Origin of the sequence: Bacillus mycoides, from assembly GCF_001757995.1 — a bacterium.
Taxonomy (GTDB): domain Bacteria; phylum Bacillota; class Bacilli; order Bacillales; family Bacillaceae_G; genus Bacillus_A; species Bacillus_A mycoides_B.
Window position 1 is genome coordinate 1 of the sequence record NZ_LXLV01000076.1, and the last position, 5,051, is coordinate 5,051.

At 33.4% G+C, this 5,051-nt stretch carries 4 protein-coding genes and 2 pseudogenes; 4 read left to right on the forward strand and 2 right to left on the reverse strand.

What is annotated here, in order from left to right:
• On the reverse strand, window positions 1–339 hold a 339-nt coding region (locus BWGOE10_RS27485), incomplete at its 3' end, for an IS6 family transposase (protein ID WP_131798960.1).
• A gap of 253 nt (window positions 340–592) precedes the next feature.
• Here BWGOE10_RS27485 and BWGOE10_RS30645 point away from each other — a divergent pair.
• Window positions 593–670, forward strand: a pseudogene (locus tag BWGOE10_RS30645) (DM13 domain-containing protein); the annotation flags it as partial.
• Between the two features lie 45 nt (window positions 671–715).
• Here the strand turns inward: BWGOE10_RS30645 and BWGOE10_RS30650 are convergent.
• Window positions 716–829: pseudogene (locus tag BWGOE10_RS30650) on the reverse strand (helix-turn-helix domain-containing protein); the annotation flags it as partial.
• Between the two features lie 395 nt (window positions 830–1,224).
• Between BWGOE10_RS30650 and BWGOE10_RS27490 the strand changes: the two are divergent.
• From BWGOE10_RS27490 to BWGOE10_RS27500, 3 genes are read left to right on the forward strand one after another with little or no spacing between them, the layout of a single operon-like run.
• Window positions 1,225–2,724 (forward strand): spore germination protein, encoded by a 1,500-nt coding sequence (locus BWGOE10_RS27490; RefSeq protein WP_070146088.1) that lies wholly within the window; start codon window positions 1,225–1,227, stop codon window positions 2,722–2,724.
• 20 nt (window positions 2,725–2,744) lie between these two features.
• Window positions 2,745–3,827 (forward strand): GerAB/ArcD/ProY family transporter, encoded by a 1,083-nt coding sequence (locus tag BWGOE10_RS27495; RefSeq protein ID WP_070146087.1) that lies wholly within the window; start codon window positions 2,745–2,747, stop codon window positions 3,825–3,827.
• Between the two features lie 2 nt (window positions 3,828–3,829).
• Window positions 3,830–4,909, forward strand: a complete 1,080-nt coding sequence (locus BWGOE10_RS27500) for a Ger(x)C family spore germination protein (protein WP_070146086.1) — start codon at window positions 3,830–3,832, stop codon at window positions 4,907–4,909.
• The last annotated feature ends 142 nt before the right edge of the window (window positions 4,910–5,051 follow it).

Consider the following 5,051-nt stretch of genomic DNA (forward strand, 5'->3'; position numbering starts at 1 on the left):
GTGGTTTCTTGCTTTGCTTAGGTAAAAATCGATGGTATTTCCTTTCGAATCGACAGCACGATACAGGTACATCCATTGACTTTTCACTTTGATATATGTTTCATCGACTCTCCAAGAGTCATTGGTTTGCTTGAGATGACGACGGATTCTTTTGTCTAATTCAGGACCATACTGATGAACCCAACGCATAATCGTTGTATGAGCAACGGATAAGCCCCGTTCCTCCATCATTTCCACCAAATCACGAAAGCTCAAGTTGTACCGTAGGTACCATCTTACTGTTTGCAAAATAATATCATGATGATAATGCTTCCACTTGAATAAATTTCGCTTTTCCATACTGATCACGCACCTTTTTTAGAGTAATAGTATCAGTATGTCCAAGATTTAGAGATTACCTGCAATTATCTTGAAGTTTTCGCACCAGAACCCCATCTTACCATTAATAAGATAATATCAGACTGATAGTGCTTCCATTTGAACCAATTTTTCTTTTCCATACCGATCACACACCTTTTTAGAGTAATAGTATCAGTATGTCCAAGTTTTAGAGATTACTTGTAATTACCTTGAAGTTTTTGCACCAGAACCTGTAAGTGCATATGGTTCGGTTTCTATATGGTGTAAGAGATTTAATGAAAACTTTGGTGCTGCTTATTTTAAAAAGTAAACAAGAACATAGAAGTGTGGTTTGTATAACATAAGTGTCATTCTATAGAACAAGGAAATGGTTAAATACAAAGCGACTGCAACCAATCGTTTTAGTAATTACTATTTCTTGTTTCTTATTTGAGTAGATACGAAATTTATATGCTTTATTAACTAACATAGGTTGCACCTCACTTTTTCCTAGTATATCTACAGTATACAAAAAAACGTAGGCTTACGCCTACTGACATTCATCTCCCACCAAAAATTGGTGTTTCACACCTTCACATTTTTGAGGAAGGAGTTTTCTGTCAGAAAACGATAAATGATCAATCTTTTTTACAAAGCTACACTCATCGTTTGCTTTTTCAGAGCTTATCCTAGTTTAGAAAACTTTGCAACAGAACCTATTTTTTCCTTTATATACATTTTCCCAATCATTTTGGGGTAAGTTATTTCTAGAGGAAACATAGCAATATCAATGGGTAAATTTATATATTACTTTTCGTAAGGTTTTATGTGTGAATCTTCACTATATATTATGTGGTTTATTTCTGAAGGGAAGGTTATTATCAATTGAAAAAGCATGAAAAAATCCCTTGTTATCCAATAAAATCTTTGCATGACCTTATTCAATTGTTAAAGAAATCCAAAGATTTCGTTGAATTAAAAGTTCGCTCCGATAATTCACCTATAGTAATCTCATATTTTCGGACATTGATTGATGTAAATATGTTATACGAAGATGTTTTGCCGTATATAAAAGAAAAAACTTTCGATTCACTACAAGATATTCAAGCTGCTTTACCATTTGGAGTTGCAAACATAACAAAAGAAATAGAAGACATTCAGAATGATATTTTAAACGGGTATATACTAATTCAAATAGATAAAGATATATCAAGCGGTTTGTTAATAAATATATCCCAAAAAGAAGGCAGAGATATTACAAAACCTGAAATTGAATATAATATTATAGGCCCACAAATCGCATTTGTTGAAGATCTGGATACAAATTTGAATTTGTTACGCAGAAGGCTTCCAACACCGTTTCTCCAAGTAGAAGCATTGAGAGTAGGAAATCTTTCTAATACTTCTGTAGCGGTAGTATTTATTGAAGGAATCGCAAACAATCAAAATGTAGAGGAAATCATAAAACGTGTAAGTAAAATAAAAATAGATCACATTCTTGATAGTACTTACTTAGCCCGACTGATTGTTGATAATCCAAATTCTATTTTTCCACACTTCCTTAATACAGAGCGTCCAGATCGTGTAGCTGCTGTTTTGGCTGAAGGAAAGGTTGCACTATTTGTAGATGGTTCACCTTTTGCTATCACACTCCCTACGACATTGATTGAATTTTTTACTTCAACAGAAGACTACACCATGCCTTGGGTTTTAGCTTCTTTCTTTCGGTTGTTAAGAATTTTTGCTTTTATATTTTCCGTTTTAACTACCCCCTTATATGTTGCGATATTAACATATCATTACGAGCTTATTCCGAAAGAACTTCTTGAAACATTAGTGATTTCTAGAAGTAAGATACCTTTCCCTCCGGTAATCGAAGCATTTTTTTTAGAAATAACTATTGAATTACTGAGAGAAGCAGGGGCACGCTTACCAACTAAAGTGGGATTAACCGTAGGTATAGTAGGTGGTATTGTAATTGGACAAGCATCAGTAGAAGCCAGTCTTACAAGTAACGTGCTTATCATTATTGTTGCTCTTTCAGCACTAACATCATTTACAACTCCAATTTATAGAATTGGTATTACAATTCGAGTAATCCGCTTTCCTTTTATAGTAGCAGCACAACTACTAGGGTTACTAGGGATTGTTATAGCAAGTTCTTTTCTTCTAACACATTTATTACGTACAAAATCGTTAAAACGTCCTTATTTATTCCCTTTTTATCCTACAAGACTGGCAGATTGGAAAGACAGCATTATTCGTATGCCAATCTCATCAATGTTTGAGCGACCTTTATTTTCAAGAACCAAACAGCGCATTCGTTTTAATCCCGAAGACGCAAAGAAAAATGAAATTTTATCACGAAATGATTTTGATGATTGAATCTAACATGGAGGAACGTTATGAAGAACATTCCAACTGAGTATCAAGTCTCCCCATTTGTTGTATTTTTTTTAATTTGTACTATGCAAATGGGAGTCGGTATGCTTGGTTTTGAAAGAATTAGTGCAAAGTTAGTAGGAAACGATGCATGGATTAGTACCCTGTTTTTTGGATTGTCTGTTAACCTCATGATTTGGATTATATATCAAATTTTGAATCAAGGTAATGGGGACATCATCATAATCCATCAGAGTGTCTTTGGAAAATGGATTGGCGGAGTATTCAACCTCATATTTCTAGCATATCTTTTAATGCTGGGTGCAACAACATTACACAGTTATATTGAGGTAGTACATGTTTGGATGTTTCCTTCTATGCCTACGTGGATTCTTTCAGGGGTTTTTTTGATTTTATGTTACTACATTGTAACAGGAGGATTTCGTGTAGTTGCAGGCATTGGCTTCTTTGGAATTGTCATTCCAAGCATGCTGTTTTTTACATTTTTCTATCCTTTGCAATACGCAGATTTTCGAAACCTATTTCCAATGTGGCAGCATTCATTTCAAGAAATTATTAAGGGAATGAAAGGAACTATGTTCAGCTATCTAGGATTTGAAACGTTATTAATGTATTATCCCTTTATTAAAAATGCGCGAACCTCTCAGAAATATGCGCACTACGGGAATTTAGTAACGACGTTCATATACACATACCTTATGATTTTATCACTTACATTTTTTAGTGAAAAACAACTTTCTAGTGCTATATGGGCATATTTGAGTATGACCAAAATTATCCAGCTTCCTTTTATAGAGCGATTTGAGTACATTATAATCTCTGTTTGGGCGTTTTTTATATTACCGAATATAGCCATAACATTATGGGGAGTAAGTCGTGGCTTAAAAGAGACATTGAAGATAAAACAAAAATATGTTTTGCCGTTTCTGATTCTATTTGTCTTTATTTTAACATTTTTCTTGAATAATCGTAATAAATTGAATTTGTTAAACAGTCGGCTAGGCCAAGCTGGCTTTATTTACATATATATGTACCTTCCCATATTATGGATTATCCAAACCATTCGAATAAAATTAAGGAGATAAAGATGAAACAGTGGGTATTTTTTCTCATATTCAGTGTCCTCTTAACAGGATGTGCTAAAACTAAAATTGTTGATGACATCGATTTAATTCAAGTTGCTTCATATGATTTAGAGGCTGAAGATAAAATAAGAGGAACGTTTGCGATTTCGGCATATACAAGTAGTGGCGGTGGACAAACAAAAATTTATTCAGCATCGGGGAAGAGTAGTAAAGAAATTCTGGCAAGAGCATCTGAAAAATCTTCTGGGCCTCTAGAGTTAGGTCAATTACGCGTGATTATATTTGATAAAAAATTAGCTAAAAAGGGAATGCAAGAAATTTTAGAAACTATGAACCGAAACCCAAGTATCGGAAATGCAATCTATTTAGCGATTGCAAACGAAAATGGAGATGCACTTTTAAAAGGGAATTACTCTAAAGAAAAAGGAGTTTCCACTTATTTATCTTCCTTAATTGAGCAAAATGTTAAGAATGGAGTACAACCAAAAACAAATTTTTATTTATTTTTAAATCAACTTTATGATGATGCGAGAGATTCGTATTTGCCTCTAATTTCAAAAAAAGGAAATTTATTAGAGTTAACTGGTGTGGTTTTATTTAAAAGGTATAGGATGGTTGATACGCTCTCATTTAAAGATTTGTTTATATTCAAAGTGTTGACCGATAAATTTCGAGGTGGAACGTATCAGTTCCGCCTTCCAGGTTTTTCTGATAATTATGCCACGATAGAAAATATTAAATCTGAAACAAAATACAAAATGAAGGGAAATAGCCAGAATCCATTCATAGACGCTCATATTCAAGTGAAGGGTGAAATTCAAGAATTGACAAAAACAAAAAACTTAGATAATGCCAAAGAAATACGAAAGCTAGAGAAGATAATGGAAAATGAAATAGAGAAAAAGGCAACTAAATTAATAAAAAGATTTATTAATAAAGGGACAGATCCTATAGGTCTTAGAAAATTTGGTAGGACTCAAACAAACAGGTGGAACGATAAAGAATGGGAAAAATCCTATAAGCATTTACGCTTTCATATAACTGCGGATGTGAAAATTATCCAATCTGGTGTGACGGAATAAAAAAGACACATAAGGTTGATATTATCCCCTTAAGGTAGACAGTGTAAAAAGACCATGAATACACATGGATGTTACACTTTTACTTGGAGGGGATTTTATTATGGTTAAAAAAGGGGATAAATTTCAAACTTATTCAGATAAA

Coding starts and splice junctions, on each gene's coding strand:
- BWGOE10_RS27495 (WP_070146087.1), top strand. CDS start 2,745: ATGAAGAACATTCCAACTGAGTATCAAGTCTCCCCATTTGTTGTATTT.
- BWGOE10_RS27500 (WP_070146086.1), top strand. CDS start 3,830: ATGAAACAGTGGGTATTTTTTCTCATATTCAGTGTCCTCTTAACAGGA.